The sequence below is a fragment of the Waltera intestinalis genome, from assembly GCF_009695995.1.
Lineage (GTDB): Bacteria > Bacillota > Clostridia > Lachnospirales > Lachnospiraceae > Acetatifactor > Acetatifactor intestinalis.
This window is the reverse complement of record NZ_VUMU01000012.1, coordinates 80,143-95,987: the sequence shown is the minus strand read 5'-3', so window position 1 is coordinate 95,987 and position 15,845 is coordinate 80,143. Positions and strand designations below refer to the sequence as shown.

Genomic DNA, 15,845 nt, shown 5'->3' with positions numbered 1-15,845 from the left:
CAAACGTGTATCCATATGGAATATCCTCCTCGGTTTAAAAAGTGTAAAAAGTTGTGAACTTTTTCAGCTTTTTCAATTATCTCAACCGAGAGGTGTTTACTCAAGATGCGAGTTATTTACCTGATACAAATCATATTCATTTTTATCGAGGGTAGTCCGGTTAATAAATCAGTGAAATATCAAAATAGGGGTACAATGGGGGTACAAATACCATTCTCATTCCCCAAAAGCCTTGATTTTAAGCCACTTCAGACAAAAGTACGGATTCTGCCGTGGCATATAAATAATACTTTAATTTTATCTTGCATATCCTTGATTTTCCTTGATTTATGGGGTTTTCAGCCATTTTCCTAACAGAATGATTTATAGCTTTTTACGGCATATCTTGGTATAAAATAGCATATCTTTTACCTCAAAATTAGTAAAATAATTAGTAAATTGGACTTTTTTAATGAATTTACTAATCGCTAAAATGCAGTGTTTTCAATGGTTTTGCTTATTTTTAGTAAATTCAACATTAGTAAATTCGATTTTACTAATCAAGCATTACATACTTTTTTCATTTCTTCCTCTGCATCATCAATTCCAAGATGGGTATAAAGCACTAATCTGCATAGCGCAACTCCTCCTTAATACACATTAAACCTTAAACTCATTGTATTCCACGGAGAATTTGCCGATGTAGAGTTTGCTGTGAATGTTCCAGATTCGTATTCATTTCCTTCATATGTCCAAAGGCAATAATATCCATCTACGATATTATCACTGTCAATGAATATAGGTTCAGTAGCCGTCAATGTCATTCTGATACCGTTAAAATATGCAAATCTGGTTTTAGCATCTATAAGCATTTGAAGATTATAAGCGGGTGTATTATCAATTCCATTAAAAACCGTATAATTATCCATCAACATTACATTCTGGTAGAAAGCATTTTCATTCGAGTCAATAGACAATGCTAAATTAGTTTCATTTATTTTTCCTATTAATTTCTTAAACTTTCCAGCACTCATCTTATATGTGGAATCGTATGTATTTTCCTCTTCACGAATAATACCTGCTATCAAGGAATCTAATAAAACAGATTTATTTTGGTTATGAGGCATTAAATTTAAACCTGATATTCTTGCTAAGACATCATAAACATCATACTTTTTTATCTCGTCAGATATGTCCTTCAATTCATCTATCGTTTCTTGACTTTCAAATATATCACCAAACTTCATGATTTCATTAAAAAAATCCATATTTTCCCCTTTCTGTATATATAATCACTTTATTCAAATAACTCAAAACCTATAAAAATAACCTCACCAGACAACATTCCAGTGAGGTCATATAATCACGCTTTCTGTTTAGGTACAAACTCAATCTTAAGAGCCATTCCCATACCATCCGCTAATCTTTTAAGCAAATTAACCGAAGGATTCCTTGTTCCATTCTCAAGCTTGCTGATATCTGCCTGGTTAATACCAGTACGTTCTGCAAGCTCCTTCTGTGTCATATTCTGAGAAGTACGAGCATCTACGATAGCTCTTATAACATCCATCTCAGGCTGAATAGCTTCATATTCTTTTCTGAACTCATCATCTTTTAACTGCTTAGAAAGCATATCATCAAATGTTCTCATCCTTCATCACCCTTTCTATGAAATCTTTTCTTCTATCCTTTGCAATCTGAATCTCCTCTTTAGGAGTTTTCTGTGTTTTTTTAACAAATCCGTTCGTCAGTATTATTTTCCCCTCATAATAGAAAAAATATAAGACTCTGGTAATATCACTCCCGAATTTACAACGCAATTCAAATATTCCGTCATCTAGATGTTTACTGTAAGGTTCTCTAAGCATATTTCCTTTTTCTTGTAATATACCCAGCAATCCAAATATTTTAGCTCGCATCTTAGGATTAACAGAATCCAGAAATTCTTCTACTGGGACTTCGCCACTTTCCTTTTCATATGCTATCAGTTTAAATTCTGTCATATAATCTCCTTTGTAAATATTATATGGCATATATACCATAATGTCAATTATCCATTTAAAGTAACCATACCGAGCTATTTCTCAAAATACGTGTAGTAAGTGTGTAGTAGAGCACTTTTCTAGCCAAGGAATGGCTTAAATTCAGAGATACGCAAACCGGTGCTTTGCCGTTAATGCGTCACGCTTTACAACGTCATCTATCAACACCTTTGCACATTCAAAATCAAACGGATTTTTCCGAAGCAAATCATTGTCCACAGCCATTGCAAAAGCAGGTCTTACTACATCTGTCTTCTCTTTGGTGATTGCAGTGATTCTATTCTCTTCCGTCGTCTGTTTCTCCGTAATATTTCTCTTTTATGCGGTTCCATAAAATTTAAGCCGCAGCTCTCGCCACGGCTTCATCACTTTTAATATATGCCTACATTACAGCCACGAGGATTACCTCCAGCCAACCGGCTTAACGCTCTAACCTTTCTCATGGATTTCAACACATTTCTATGTCTACATACGCACATGGATGTAATTCAATTTCTGCATCTTGCACATATTCATTGTAATCCTTTATAAGTTCTGCATACGACCAGGCTTGATAGCTTGGATGTACTACCCTCCTGTTCGCACCTCCTGTGTATGTTTCAACAATCGCATCTTGACCTTCAATTGCCTGCAATTTTTCCCATTGTTTTAATTCAATAATGATAACATTTCCTTTATTGTTTTTATCATATCCGGAAATCAAAAAATCTACTCTTTTTGATGTTATATTCTATTGCAACTCCGACGTCTGAAGGAATATTAGAATCATTCAAGGTAATGTACATTTCCTTCAGAGAATTTCTCCAGGAATTGAGTTCACTTAAACCGGTGGTACGATTCATTTTATTTTTTATCGCATTATATAGCTTAGTTTCTAAAACATCATTTTCTGTATCCACCATAAAACCTGCTTTCAATCCATTGTATATTAACATTTTTCCTCCAAAAATGTGTATAAAACCTATATCTATCAATCTGCAATGTAGAGGCAGGGTTCTTGGATGCTCTTGCCACAAAAGAAGGTTCCTCTATTTCCCTATTATAACACAGACCGCACATCCATAAAAGACGTGCGGCCTGTTCTATGTTATAATCCCCTTTTACCCGTATGTTTTTGGTACTTCATGTATCATTTATATTATCATATAAAATTTTGTTAGTTATGTCAATGGTATTTCGCCAGGCTTCACACAATTTTTGCAGGGACCATGCCGCATTCGCAGGACTGGTAGAGGGCAGCACTGTGGCTTCCTTCCCTGTAAGCGGCAACTGGTACTTCCGGTACAGTTCTCCCGCCTTATTCCCATTGGTATAGATTCCCGTGATCTTAGATTCCGTCAACATGTGTCGGATATCCGTCGGTTCCACATTCCGTATACTGCTGTCGCTGGAGCCCTTGATATCGCAACTTTGGATCACATCCCAGATGGCTATATGATGTGCAAGGAGCATCGCCTTTTTCTCTTCAATGGTCTCCGGCACCGGTTCCCCACACAGATTTGCCATTACTTTCCAGAAACGGTTCTGTTTATGTCCATAATAGAAGTGATTCTCCCGCGACTTCACAGATGGCAAGGTACCCAGAATCAGCACCTCCGAATCTGCATCATACACCGGTGCAAAGGTGTGCTCAATATGTTCATATTCCATCGTTTTCGCTGCTCCTATCTGTCGTGCTCCAGTCTCCATTTGATACACCTGGTAAGGTAATCCACATACTCCTCATTCTTGCACATTTCCTTGCCGGGCGTATCGGAGATCTTCGCCACATCCATGCCGTTGCAGGCTGTCGTCTTCATAACGATATTCAAAGGCTCCTCACAGGTATCGTTGGAAATATAAGTGCCGATCCCGAACGCCACCGTCACGCGATCCTTGAAAGTCTTCCGCAGCTTATCCGCCCGTGCGAAATCCAGGCTGTCACTGAACAACAGTGTCTTACGCTTTGGATCGATCCCCAGAGCCTCATAATGGGCGATCAGCTTCTCGCCCCAGGCAAAGGGATCCCCGCTGTCATGCCGCACTCCGGAAAACAGGGTGGAATAGGTCAGCTGAAAATCTTTCAGGAAACAATCTGTAGTGATAGTGTCCGTCAGAGCGATGCCGTTTAATACACCATACTCCTTCACCCAGGCATCCAGGGCATACCAGTTGGAATATGCCGGATTGTGCTTGTGATTGCCCTGCCCGGTACACATGATCCATTCATGCGCCATGGTACCCACCGGTGTCACATTCCATTTTTTCGCCAGATAGACATTGGAAGTACCGATGCAGGCAGAATCCTGATAGTCCTTATTGTGCGCCACCAGCTCCTGCACCGCCAGTTCCTGTGTCTCCGCGGACAGGCGGCGCCGCAGGCCAAATTCACTGAAGTTGCCTAAACAATAGGTCCCATCTACAAGTTTCTGAATCTTATCCTCCAACCGCTCCCGGAAGGAAGCATACAGTCTGTTATAATCATAATTCATCCGGAAAAATACTTCGTTGACGATGGCAAGAGTCGGGATCTCATACATGGAAGTATTTAACCAGGAGCCTTTTGTCTCGATGGTCAGACCGCAGGCTGCATCCCTTCCAATCTCAAAATCTTCGTATCTGGGCTGCCACAGGCGCAGGAAATCCACATAGGAACCTTTGATCCATTTTACATTTTCCAGATAATTCAATTCTTCCTCCGTAAAACGTAAGTCACAATACGCCCGGATCTGCGCCTTGATCTCTTCCACCATCTCCGTTGTAAAAAGTACATCTGTATTCCTGCATTTAAACGTCCAGGTAGTCTTATACGCGCTGAACTGGTGGTAAATGCACTGCCCCATAGAGAACTTATACATATCGTTTTCCAGTAAACTGTTGATGATCTGTGGTAATGTCATGGTTTTTCCTCTTTCTCTCTTAGATTCACAACTGTGTAAGAGCCAAAGGTTGGCTTTTTCACCGTGATCACTAATACTTTCTTTGCCATGTTCCCTCTCCTGTACTCGTTTTTCTATAATAGTCTGCACAAAAAGCAGGCAACCGCATCCTGCGACTACCTGCTTCTCTTACTTACAGAAATAATTTCTTCACTTTTTCCGCGTCAAATACGACTTCTGTTAATCCGTCCACTTCGATCTGATACAGGGCATTGGCAGCCAGATGCTCCGCCGCCTGCTCGAGATCACGGATACCGCTGGTGTTGGAATAGATCTCCACCACCGCATCCAGTCCCTCTTCGGTGATAGTGCACTCATTTGCCTGCAGTCCGATGCGTTTCAGTACCTTTGGCAAGGCAAATCTGGAGAAAATGATCTTCTTCTCCTCCGGTGTGTAATCCGGTATATCGATCACTGCAAAACGCGACATTAACGGGGCACTGATCTGCTCCTTATCGTTAGCCGTTGCAATCGGATAGACCCCGAAGGTCGGCACAGTACATTCCATATAGTTGTCCGTAAATCCCAGATTATCCAGCAAGGTAAGCAGTACATCCGCCGGATTGCCGTTACCTTTGCCGCTGGCCGCTTTGTCTAGCTCGTTGATGATGAATACCAGATTGGACTCTCCCGCCATGGAAAAAGCTTCCATGATGATACCGGGTTTGGCATTGGCGTAGATCCTGGAGCTTCCGGTCAGCTGCTCCGGATCGTTGATGGAACTCATATCCAGTGTAGTCCAGGGAAGCTTTAAAATCCTTGCCACCGCATAAGCAATCTGGGATTTACCGGTTCCCGCCGGTCCCACCAGAAGCAGACCATAGGCCGGTAAAGTGTGGGTACGGTTGATCTGGATGATGGTCTCCATAATACGCTGTTTGACCCGCTCCATGCCGTACAATTCCTCATCCAGGATCCGTCTGGCTTCCACGGGGTCAATAGCCTCAAAATAGTTGCCCTTCCACTGAATGTTCATCATAATGGACAAGGCTCTCTGTGCATGCCTTCTCTCCTCGGGAGATACCTCGTGGGATCTTGCCACTGCCAGGTTTCTTCTCGCCCACAGGCGGATATTTTCCGGCATGGTCCTTCCGGCACAGGTCATGAAATCGGAGATACTCTGAAGGCTGGTAAGTTTCATATCATCGCCGTCTTCCCCTTCGTCCTCGCCCTGTTCTTCTTCCGCAGGAGCACTGCTTAAAAACAGCCGCTCCATCATGAATTGTAAAAATCCATCCTCTGCAGACAGCTTGGTACCCCCACCGAAAGCTGTCTCTCGGATCTTATATACTGCATAGCCGTCATTCCTGTTTTCTCCGGAGAGACGCACGTTAATGTGGTTCTCACCAAGCCAGCGAATCAGACTGACAAAACGGGCATCAATCTGCAAAATATCGGCATAAGCGCTGCTGCCTTCCTCTTTAAATTCGAAATTGGTCCGTTTGCTCTGATTACCGAATACACCTACGGCATGATGGTTCCATTTTTCACTGCTGTTATCCAGGATCAAAATCGGTTTCTCCGCAGAGGCTGATCCCTCATTGGAGCGAAACGTAGTATAGGTGCATACGGGATCCTGCTTCTTTTCATTTTCCGGAGTACTGCTGAAATCAAATACCGGCATGCTTAACCTCCTTTTTTCTCGCCTGAATCTTCTCCTCATCGATCAGTTTGAACTGTTTTACAAGATTGGTCATATTCTCAGACTGCGCCAACAGTTCTTCACTGGTAGCAGAGAGCTCTTCTGCTGCCGCAGAATTGGACTGTACGATCTCGGAGATCTGGTTCACACCGCTCTCTGCCTGATTCATGGCATCCGCCTGGGTAGCTGCGATCTGGGTCAGTTCCTCGGAATCCTGTGCGATCTTGCGGACACCGTCCACGATAGTGCTTAAGGTCTGGGATACATGATCCACAGCTTCATTGCCGGCATGGATCTCCTCCAGGGTATCGCCGATCAGATTTCTGGTATTGACTGCGGACTGAGCACTCTGCTCTGCCAGCTTACCGATCTGGTCTGCCACAACAGCAAAGCCTCTGCCTGCTTCTCCGGCTCTGGCTGCTTCAATGGAAGCATTCAGGGACAGCAGATTGGTCTGGCTTGCAATATCTTCGATCTCGCCGATGATATTGCTGATCTTCTCGGAAGTTTCATTGATCCGACCCATGATTTCCATCAGGTGATTCATTTCGGTACGTCCTTCATCCGCCTTAGCTGAATATTCCTGTGCCTGTCTGCTGGAATTCTTCGTATGTTCTGCGGTATTGTCTACCATAGAAGTAATATTGGTAATCGTCGCCTGAAGCTCCTGTACGGCTCCTGCCTGCTCGGTTGCCCCCTCAGCCAGAGACTGCGCCGCATCTGCCAGACTTCCGGCACCCATGGATACTTGTCCGGATACTTCATTGACATTGTACAGTGCCTCATTCATCTTATACTTAATATCTCTCAGCGCTTCTTTTAGTTCATCCAGATCGCCCACATAGAGATCGGGATAACGGAACTTCACTGTCCAGTCGCCGTTTGCCATAGCATTTAATGCCTGGTTGATATCCTCGATGATCATCCTGAGGTTTGTCGCCATTGCTGTAGCCGCACGGTTCATCGCTGCCATTTCGTCCTCTGTCTCCACTTTGGGGAAATCAGATGTCAGATCACCTGCTGCGAAGCCATCCAGTCTGTCTGCCAGCGCTTTCAGCGGTCCGGCGATTCCTTTGGCTATTCTTTTTCCCACCTTTTCAGATCCTGCAAAGCCTACCCCGATGATCAGAAGGATTACGATAAAAATAACTACACAGAAAACATTCAGCTTGGCTTCCATGGCATTTCCGTTCGTTACACTGCTGTCCAACAGGCTCGTCATATCTGCATAGACCTGCTGGAACACGGGATCCATCTGTTCGCCTGCCATCTGCTGTGCCTGCATCCGCTTAGCAGGCTCGGAAGCTGTTCCCAGTTCCAGTATCTGTGCCTCGATCTGCTGATAAGAAGCTACGCCATCCTTGATCTGCTGGTAGGTAGCTCTTCCCTCATCCGTGATCATATCATCTTCCAGGGCACTGATATAGGTATCCAGCTGTTCCGCCGTCAGGTCATGGGCATTTTTTGCTTTAGCAATCAGCGTATCGTCATCATAGCCGATGGCGGCACGGGTCTCGCTCCGCATCTCCGCGATAACGATCATCGCCTTACCGATGTCACCCTGTGCGAAACCGTAATGGCGCAACGCATAGGAATACTGGTAACTAACGATTCCCATGGCGACACAGGCAATAATACCTGTTGCACTTAATAATAGAGAAATTCTGCGAAATACACTCATTAACCGCTTTTCGATGGGGAGCTTACTTAACTTATCTGATCTGTTCATTCCAATATTCCATCCTTTCCGTAAACTGTGAATAAAAATCTGTTGTCCCTTTGTACGGAAATAAATAAAACAGACGCAACAGCAGCAGATTTTCCTCCTGCTGTTTCCCTTCGTCTTCTCCTGTCAGTCTCTCTTCCATGGCATGTAACAGGTCATGCCATTGTAGGGTAAATTGCTGGTTTCTCGTCAGATCCGGAGTATCGATCCATTTACTGACTTTTATCTTGCTGCGGTTCTCCTTCGCACATTCCCCGGTCTGGAGAAAATAGGAAAATCCTCCGTTTTCATAATATCTTCCCAGCGGAAACAGCCGGCAGATTCCAGGCCGGTACGGATGGATGCTACATCTTCCTTCCTCATCCAGATAAGCGCAGGCTTCCTTGGTCCCCTGCATTTTCAGATTCGGTAAGATCACACCATCCACCACATTGAGCTCCACCGATGCCGCTAATAGTTCCTGCATGCTTTTCCCCATTCCTGTAGTCATCCGGTACACATCATAGGGATCCAGGATAATGGAATTGCCCATGCCGTGACAACACCGGGAACAGCCATTGCAACCACCGCAATCCGCTTTCACCATATCACTTGCTTTGTATAAACGGCCGTCGGATATCTCCGCAAGACTTACATTTCGCTTCATATCTACACCATCAGCCTCTCTGTGCCTTGCGTTCCATGATCTCCTTCAGGCTCTCCGTGTAAGGAGCTCTCGCCACCCCGTATTCCGTGACAATTCCGGCGATCAGTTCATGGTCTGTCACATCGAATGCCGGATTGTAGACCTTTACACCCTCCGGAGCCATGCGCTCCTTGTACCACATCTCAGTAACTTCTTCCGCCTTACGCTGCTCGATGCAGATATCCGCACCGGTGGCAGTCGCCATATCAATCGTGGAAGTCGGTGCACAGATGTATACCGGCACACCGTACTGTTTTGCCACTGCTGCCACCACGCTGGTACCGATCTTGTTCGCAGTATCTCCGTTAGCTGCCACTCTGTCACAGCCTACGAACACTGCCTGCACCCAACCCTTGGACATGACGGAAGCGGACATATTGTCACAGATCAGTGTCACATCCACACCTGCGGAATGCAGTTCAAACGCAGTCAGTCTGGCTCCCTGTAACAGCGGTCTGGTCTCATCCGCAAATACATGGAAGTTGTAACCTCTCTCCTGTCCCAGATAAATCGGTGCGGTTGCGGTACCGTATTTTACGGTTGCAAGTTGTCCTGCATTACAGTGGGTCAGAATACCATCTCCCGGTTTTACCAGTTCCAGTCCAAACTCTCCGATTTTGCGACATACTTCCACATCTTCCGCCCGAATCTGCAGTGCTTCGTCATGCAGGATTTCCTTCACTTTTGCGACAGTCTTGTGCTCTTCTCTACCAGCCTTTACAGCCACAGCATCCATGCGCTTCAGTGCCCAGGACAGATTAACTGCGGTGGGTCTGGAAGAATCCAGATATTCCTTATATTCTGTGAATTTCTGATAAAATTCTTCGAAGTCTTCCGTCTCGATGCGATTCGCCAGCAGGTAGATGCCCAATGCCGCCGCTACACCGATGGCCGGGGCTCCCCGGACCTTCAGCAGATAGATAGCATCCCACATCTCCTGTGCCGTATGTAATGCGATCAGTTCGATCTTACCCGGAAGCAGGGTCTGGTCTATGATGATCACCGCATCCTGTGCTTCGTCCAGTGCTACGGTATCGTAATCGAGGATGTTTTTTTGTTTTTCCATGTGTACTCCTTTATTTTCAGCATCCTTTTGCTACAATTGATGCATTAATTTTCGTGTCTGATAATATCTGCGAACTCCGCTTTCGCTGCTTTCGCAAGGTCATCCGGTTTCAATTGGATCTGAGAGCCGATCCTGCCGCCGCTGACATAGATTTGTTCCTGTGTCTTCGCACTTTCATCAATTCTGGTCACATACTTTTTTTTCATGCCGATGGCTGTGCATCCGCCGCGGATGTAGCCGGTGATGGCATTGATGTCTTTTACGTGGATCATCTCCACGCTTTTTTCTCCGACGGATTTCGCTGCTTTTTTCATATCCAGCTCCTCCGCAATGGGGATGACGAATACAAAATAATTCTTGCTGCTGCCCACGGTGACCAGCGTCTTGTAGACCTGCTCATAGGGCAGGGACAGCTTGTCTGCTATCTGAAGCCCATCCACGAATTCCTCGCACTCATAGGTGTGATGGGTATAAGGAATCTTCAGAGATTCCAGGATACGCATGGCGTTGGTTTTTACTTCTTTTTGTTTTGCCATAAAATATCATCTCACATTCTTGCTCTGTATGATACCTGCGGATTGCTCCACAATCCCACCCAATATTCGCATATCGTGGGATTATCATCCCTCTTTTATGCTCATATCGGGGCGGGTCCCAAGGTCTTTCACCCACTTATGAGCAAGCTCATGTGGGCTTAGACCTTTTGACCCTGGTATCATTATATTTTACTATGTAAGCGTCCGAAGTGCAATATAAAACCCTCCCTGAGATCAACAGGGAGGGTTCGAATATCCGTCAAAAAACGGCTCTTAGTTCGCTGCCTTCTCAGCCTTTGCAGCCTTCAGCTGTTCGGTCAGAGCGGGAACGATCTTGTTCAGATCTCCTACGATACCGTAGTCAGCTACATCGAAGATAGGAGCTGTCTCATCCTTGTTGATGGCAACAATGAGATCAGACTCTTCCATACCTGCTACGTGCTGAATAGCACCGGAGATACCGATTGCGAAGTAGATCTGAGGACGAACGGTCTTACCGGTCTGTCCAACCTGCAGATCCTTGGGCTTCCAGCCGTTATCTACAACTGCACGGGAGCAGGATACGGTACCGCCCAGAACTTCTGCCAGATCCTCCAGAATCTTGAAGTTCTCTGCGCTGCCAACTCCACGTCCACCGGATACCAGAATCTTGGCATCCATGATGTCAACGGTATCGGATACAGCCTTAACGACTTCCTTGATGGTTACATATTTGTTGTTCGGAGTAAATCCGGGATTGTACTCTTCGATCACAGCCTTTGCACCTGCGATAGGAGCGATCTTCTGCATAACGCCGGGACGAACGGTTGCCATCTGAGGTCTGTTGTCAGGACATGCGATGGTAGCGATGGTGTTACCACCGAATGCAGGACGGGTCATCAGCAGCTGATTGTGCTTCTGCTCCTGTCCGGGGATAGCAACGAGAGGGAAATCACCGATTTCCAGTACGGTACAGTCTGCGGTCAGACCGGTCTGAACTCTTGCGGAAACAGTAGGTCCCAAGTCACGTCCGATAGCGGTTGCACCTACCAGAACGATCTCAGGCTTATATTTCTCAATAACAGATGCCAGTGCATGTGCATAAGGCTCGGTTCTGTAAGTCTCCAGTTCGGGATCATCTACGAGGATCACCTTATCTGCACCATACTCAGCCAGCTTATCAGCCAGTCCTTTTACGTTATAACCGATCAGAACCGCGGTTACCTCGGTCTCCAGCTTTGCAGCCAGCTCTTTACCTTTGCCGAGCAGTTCTAATGCGATACCACTGATCTCATTGTCTACCTGCTGGGCGAACACATATACACCCTTGTATTCTTCAATATTATTGGTTACCATGGTTTGCCTCCTATATTAGATGATGTGCTTTTCTTTGAATTTAGCAACAATGTAAGCTGCTCCGTCTTCGGGTGAATCGGGAACGATCTTCTCACCTGCGCCCTTACGAACCTTATCGGATGCCTTTGCGATCTTGGTAGGAGATCCCTTCAGACCAAGGTTGCTGTCATCAACATCTTTCAGATCAGCTCTGCCCCAGGTAGTGATCTCTGCCTTGCATGCATCGAAGATTCCGCCGGGAGTCATGTAACGAGGCTTATTCAGTTCGGATAATGCAGTGATCAGGCAGGGCATCTTAGCTTCTACTACATGATATCTGTCATCATACTGTCTCTGAACGATCACCTTGTCTCCCTCAACCTTAATGTCCTGTGCATAAGAGATTACGGGAAGTCCGAGATGCTCAGCGATCTGAGGACCAACCTGTGCGGTATCGCCGTCGATTGCCTGACGTCCGGTAATGATCAGATCATAATCGATATTTCTCAGTGCACCTGCGATGGTGGTGGAAGTAGCCCAGGTATCAGCACCGCCCAGTACTCTGTCGGTAACCAGGATTGCATTGTCAGCGCCCATAGCCAATGCCTCACGAAGGGCATCTGCTGCCTTGGGAAGACCCATGGTCAGTACGGTAACTTCTGCGCCGAACTCATCCTTCAGCTTCAGTGCAGCTTCCAGACCAGCCTTATCATCGGGATTCATGATAGCAAGCATTGCGCCTCTGTCAAGAGTTCCGTCAGGATTGAATTTAACACCGCCCTTGGTATCGGGCACCTGCTTAATACAAACAACAATCTTCATTGTATTTTCTCCTTACTTTTCTAATTATTCATTCAACAACGCTTACTTCAACAGATCTGCAGAGATAACCATTCTCTGAACTTCAGAAGTACCCTCGTAGATCTCGGTGATCTTAGCGTCACGCATCATACGCTCTACTTCGTACTCTCTGATATAACCATAACCACCGTGGAGCTGGACAGCCTTGGTAGTAACTTCCATAGCAACCTCAGCAGCATACAGCTTAGCCATAGCAGCTTCTACAGAGTAAGAGATCTTAGGATTGGTCTTGTACTCATCCTTCTTGCGTGCAGCCTTGTATACCAGCATCTTGGCAGCCTCAACCTTGGTAGCCATATCAGCCAGCTGGAACTGTGTATTCTGGAATCCGGAAATAGACTTTCCAAACTGCTTTCTCTCCTTGGTGTAAGCAACGGTTCTCTCCAGAGCGCCCTCTGCAATACCCAGTGCCTGGGAAGCAATACCGATACGTCCGCCATCCAGAGTGTGCATTGCGATCTTGAAGCCTGCGCCCTGCTTGCCCAGCATGTTCTCCTTAGGGATACGGCAGTCGGTGAAGATCAGCTCGTAAGTGGAAGAACCCTTGATACCCATCTTCTTTTCCTTGGTACCGAAGGTAAATCCGGGAGTTCCCTTCTCAACGATAAAGGAAGAGATCTCCTTCATCTTTCTGCCTCTCTTCTCTACGATGCCGGTAACTGCGATCACGATATAAACATCTGCTTCTTTACCATTGGTGATGAAGCACTTGGAACCATTGATGACCCACTCATCGCCATCTAATACAGCCTTGGTCTGCTGACCCTGGGCATCGGTACCTGCACCGGGCTCGGTCAGACCGAAAGCACCGATCTTGCGGCCGCTTGCCAGATCAGGAACATATTTCTGCTTCTGCTCTTCGGTACCGAAGGTCATGATAGGATCGATACACAGAGAGGTATGTGCGGAAACGATAACGCCTGTAGTTGCGCAAACCTTGGAAAGCTCCTCAACGCACATAGCATAGGTCAGGGTATCACAGCCCTGTCCGCCATACTCCTTGGGAACAGGAATTCCCATGAAGCCGTACTTAGCCATCTTCTCAACGGTCTCTCTGGGGAAAGTTTCGGTCTCGTCAACTTCCTGTGCAAGAGGTTTTACTTCGTTCTCGGCGAACTCTTTGAACAACTGTCTCGCCATCTCATGCTCTTTGGATAATGTAAAATCCATGATGTTAATCCTCCATTGTTATTTATACTTGGTTGTAATTATCATGATGTCGGGGTCTAAGAACCCCGACTTTGATGCCTACGGATTGTTTATACTTTACTGTGCATCCACAGGAGTCTTGGTGCGGTCTGCATTGTATACATAGAAGCCCTTGCCGGTCTTCACACCAAGGTTGCCGCCACGTACCATCTTACGGATCAGAGGACATGCACGATACTTGCTGTCACCGGTCTCTTTGTACAGAACATCCATGATAGCAAGGCAGATGTCCAGACCTACGAAGTCACCCAGCTCCAGGGGTCCCATGGGATGATTAGCTCCCAGCTTCATAGCGGCATCGATACCTGCGATATCGGATACACCTTCCATCTTGATGAAAGCAGCTTCGTTGATCATAGGGATCAGGATACGGTTAACTACAAAACCTGCTGCCTCGTTCACCTGTACGGGAGTCTTGCCGATCTCTTCGGAGATCTTCTTGATGGTATCCACGGTCTCTGCTGGAGTATTCACACCTGCGATTACCTCTACCAGCTTCATACGGTCTGCGGGATTGAAGAAGTGCATACCGATCATAGGGCGGGTCAGTCCATTGCCGATCTCGGTAATAGAAAGGCTGGATGTGTTGGAAGCGAATACACACTCAGGCTTGCAGATCTTGTCCAGCTCACCGAAGGTGGTCTTCTTTACTTCCATGTTCTCGAATGCAGCTTCTACGATCAGATCGCAGTCTGCACACAGGTCTTCCTTCAGACCCGGAGTGATCTTAGCTACGATAGCGTCAACTGCTTCCTGGGTCATTTTTCCTTTTTCTACCAGTCTTGCATAGCCTTTTACGATCTTGGCTTTGCCGCCTTCAGCCCATTCCTGCTTGATATCGCAGAGAGCTACTTCATATCCGTCTACCTGGGCAAATGCCTTTGCAATGCCCTGTCCCATGGTACCTGCACCGATAATACCTACTTTCATGGTAAATCCTCCTGTTTTTCCATACATTCTATCATTATTTGTAACTATTTATTTTGGAAAGGCTCTTTTACTTTTTCCTTGTTCTTGTCAAGGAAGAAAGCCATGCCATACTTCTGATCTTCTGTCTCGAAGCAATCTCCGAACAGCTTCTCTTCGATGACTACTGCCTGATCCATATCTGCATCCAGGCCATCATTAATAGCCTTCTTGCAGTTGCGTACAGCGATGGGAGCGTTCTTGGCGATGGTCGCTGCCATCTTCTGTGCTGCTGCCAGCATTACTTCCTGTGCGCTCTTTACTACATTGCCATCAGCATCAACCTCGGCGCTGTATACTTCATTTACCAGACCGATTCTGTAAGCGTCTGCTGCCTTGATATTACGTGCGGTGTAGATCATCTGCTTTGCCATGCCTGCACCTACCAGACGAGCCAGTCTCTGGGTTCCACCGAAGCCGGGAGTGATTCCCAGTCCTACTTCGGGCTGTCCGAATACTGCATTATCGGAACAGATTCTGATATCACAGCTCATGGAGATCTCACATCCACCACCCAGAGCGAAGCCGTTGACAGCTGCGATCACGGGAATGGGGAAGGTCTCGATCTTGCGGAACACATCGTTACCCTTCTTGCCGAATGCTTCGCCTTCTGCCTTGGTCAGGCTACTCATCTCTCCGATATCTGCGCCTGCTACGAAGGACTTAGCACCTGCACCGGTGATCACCAGGCAGCGAACCGTTGCCAGATCTACTGCATCCAATGTAGCGTTCAGTTCATCCAGCACCTGAGAATTCAGTGCGTTCAGTGCTTTCTCACGGTTAATGGTGATGGTTGCCACATTACCATTCTGCTCATACAAAATGTAATCCATGTTTTTACCTCATTTCACATTTCTATTCGTGTTTTCAAAACCACACTAAGGCGATAGAGATTCTACCG

Annotated in this window: 17 protein-coding genes; all 17 read right to left on the bottom strand. The window is 46.1% G+C overall.

What is annotated here, in order from left to right:
• Positions 1-629: 629 nt before the first annotated feature.
• On the bottom strand, positions 630-1,247 hold the full coding sequence (locus FYJ59_RS10275) for a hypothetical protein (RefSeq protein WP_154496805.1): 618 nt from the start codon (positions 1,245-1,247) through the stop codon (positions 630-632).
• A gap of 95 nt (positions 1,248-1,342) precedes the next feature.
• A complete protein-coding gene (locus FYJ59_RS10270; protein WP_022263216.1) occupies positions 1,343-1,630 on the bottom strand; it encodes a helix-turn-helix domain-containing protein in 288 nt (95 codons plus the stop codon).
• Positions 1,617-1,982 carry a type II toxin-antitoxin system RelE/ParE family toxin gene (locus FYJ59_RS10265; RefSeq protein ID WP_154496803.1) on the bottom strand — a complete coding sequence of 122 codons (366 nt, stop codon included), beginning with the start codon at positions 1,980-1,982 and terminating at the stop codon, positions 1,617-1,619. Before FYJ59_RS10265 ends, FYJ59_RS10270 begins: the two co-directional genes overlap by 14 nt.
• Before the next feature lie 487 nt (positions 1,983-2,469).
• Positions 2,470-2,724, bottom strand: a complete 255-nt coding sequence (locus FYJ59_RS13955) for a hypothetical protein (RefSeq protein WP_205839519.1) — start codon at positions 2,722-2,724, stop codon at positions 2,470-2,472.
• The gene (locus FYJ59_RS13950; protein ID WP_205839518.1) at positions 2,708-2,956 is read right to left on the bottom strand and encodes a hypothetical protein; all 249 of its coding nucleotides are present in this window, start codon (positions 2,954-2,956) and stop codon (positions 2,708-2,710) included. Before FYJ59_RS13950 ends, FYJ59_RS13955 begins: the two co-directional genes overlap by 17 nt.
• Positions 2,957-3,143: 187 nt before the next feature.
• Positions 3,144-3,671: a DNA-deoxyinosine glycosylase gene (locus FYJ59_RS10255; protein ID WP_154496801.1), complete on the bottom strand. Its 528-nt coding sequence runs from the start codon at positions 3,669-3,671 to the stop codon at positions 3,144-3,146.
• A gap of 14 nt (positions 3,672-3,685) precedes the next feature.
• Positions 3,686-4,900, bottom strand: coding sequence for a nicotinate phosphoribosyltransferase (pncB, locus tag FYJ59_RS10250; RefSeq protein ID WP_154496799.1), 1,215 nt, complete (start codon positions 4,898-4,900; stop codon positions 3,686-3,688).
• 172 nt (positions 4,901-5,072) lie between these two features.
• Positions 5,073-6,563 carry an AAA family ATPase gene (locus tag FYJ59_RS10245; RefSeq protein WP_148448545.1) on the bottom strand — a complete coding sequence of 497 codons (1,491 nt, stop codon included), beginning with the start codon at positions 6,561-6,563 and terminating at the stop codon, positions 5,073-5,075.
• Positions 6,550-8,310 carry a methyl-accepting chemotaxis protein gene (locus tag FYJ59_RS10240; RefSeq protein WP_154496797.1) on the bottom strand — a complete coding sequence of 587 codons (1,761 nt, stop codon included), beginning with the start codon at positions 8,308-8,310 and terminating at the stop codon, positions 6,550-6,552. Before FYJ59_RS10240 ends, FYJ59_RS10245 begins: the two co-directional genes overlap by 14 nt.
• The gene (locus tag FYJ59_RS10235; RefSeq protein ID WP_154496795.1) at positions 8,294-8,953 is read right to left on the bottom strand and encodes a YkgJ family cysteine cluster protein; all 660 of its coding nucleotides are present in this window, start codon (positions 8,951-8,953) and stop codon (positions 8,294-8,296) included. Before FYJ59_RS10235 ends, FYJ59_RS10240 begins: the two co-directional genes overlap by 17 nt.
• A 10-nt stretch (positions 8,954-8,963) precedes the next feature.
• On the bottom strand, positions 8,964-10,058 hold the full coding sequence (mtnA, locus tag FYJ59_RS10230) for an S-methyl-5-thioribose-1-phosphate isomerase (protein WP_154496793.1): 1,095 nt from the start codon (positions 10,056-10,058) through the stop codon (positions 8,964-8,966).
• Positions 10,059-10,102: 44 nt separating this feature from the next.
• Positions 10,103-10,594, bottom strand: a complete 492-nt coding sequence (gene ybaK, locus FYJ59_RS10225; protein WP_154496791.1) for a Cys-tRNA(Pro) deacylase — start codon at positions 10,592-10,594, stop codon at positions 10,103-10,105.
• A 273-nt stretch (positions 10,595-10,867) separates the two neighbouring features.
• Positions 10,868-11,929: an electron transfer flavoprotein subunit alpha/FixB family protein gene (locus FYJ59_RS10220; RefSeq protein WP_118693249.1), complete on the bottom strand. Its 1,062-nt coding sequence runs from the start codon at positions 11,927-11,929 to the stop codon at positions 10,868-10,870.
• 15 nt (positions 11,930-11,944) lie between these two features.
• Positions 11,945-12,730 (bottom strand): electron transfer flavoprotein subunit beta/FixA family protein, encoded by a 786-nt coding sequence (locus tag FYJ59_RS10215; protein WP_154496786.1) that lies wholly within the window; start codon positions 12,728-12,730, stop codon positions 11,945-11,947.
• Between the two features lie 42 nt (positions 12,731-12,772).
• Positions 12,773-13,939 carry an acyl-CoA dehydrogenase gene (locus tag FYJ59_RS10210; protein WP_154496784.1) on the bottom strand — a complete coding sequence of 389 codons (1,167 nt, stop codon included), beginning with the start codon at positions 13,937-13,939 and terminating at the stop codon, positions 12,773-12,775.
• A 96-nt stretch (positions 13,940-14,035) separates the two neighbouring features.
• A complete protein-coding gene (locus tag FYJ59_RS10205; protein WP_154496782.1) occupies positions 14,036-14,908 on the bottom strand; it encodes a 3-hydroxyacyl-CoA dehydrogenase family protein in 873 nt (290 codons plus the stop codon).
• 44 nt (positions 14,909-14,952) lie between these two features.
• Positions 14,953-15,777, bottom strand: a complete 825-nt coding sequence (locus tag FYJ59_RS10200; RefSeq protein ID WP_022153487.1) for an enoyl-CoA hydratase-related protein — start codon at positions 15,775-15,777, stop codon at positions 14,953-14,955.
• Between the last annotated feature and the right edge of the window lie 68 nt (positions 15,778-15,845).